Source organism: Treponema sp. R6D11 (assembly GCF_054786075.1).
The window spans coordinates 1-317 of record NZ_BDHD01001372.1 but is presented as its reverse complement, the minus strand read 5'-3'; the positions used below and the strand labels follow the sequence as shown (position 1 = coordinate 317).

1 protein-coding gene is annotated in these 317 nt (G+C 70.3%); it reads left to right on the top strand.

What is annotated here, in order from left to right:
- Window positions 1–25 precede the first annotated feature (25 nt).
- A partial coding sequence (locus ACYVTD_RS18805; protein WP_461249101.1) for an isocitrate lyase/phosphoenolpyruvate mutase family protein occupies window positions 26–317 on the top strand: 292 nt, incomplete at its 3' end.

Here is a 317-nt window from a genome sequence, read left to right as displayed (position 1 = left end):
CCCCTGGGATGCGGGCAGCGCCCGCATGCTGCAGGGCCTGGGCTTCAAGGCGCTGGCCAGCACCAGCTCGGGCCATGCCTGGTCGCTGGGCCAGCCCGATGGCGCCATCTCCCGCGAGATGACGCTGGAGCATCTGCGCAGCCTGGTCGCGGCCACCGATCTGCCCGTAAATGCGGACTTTGAGAGCGGCTTCGGCCTGGGCCCGCAGGAGGTCGCCGAAAGCGTGCGCATGGCCGTGGACACCGGCGTGGCGGGCCTGTCCATCGAAGACTCGTCGGGCGATGCAGCCAACCCCTTGCGCAGCATCGAGGAAGCCG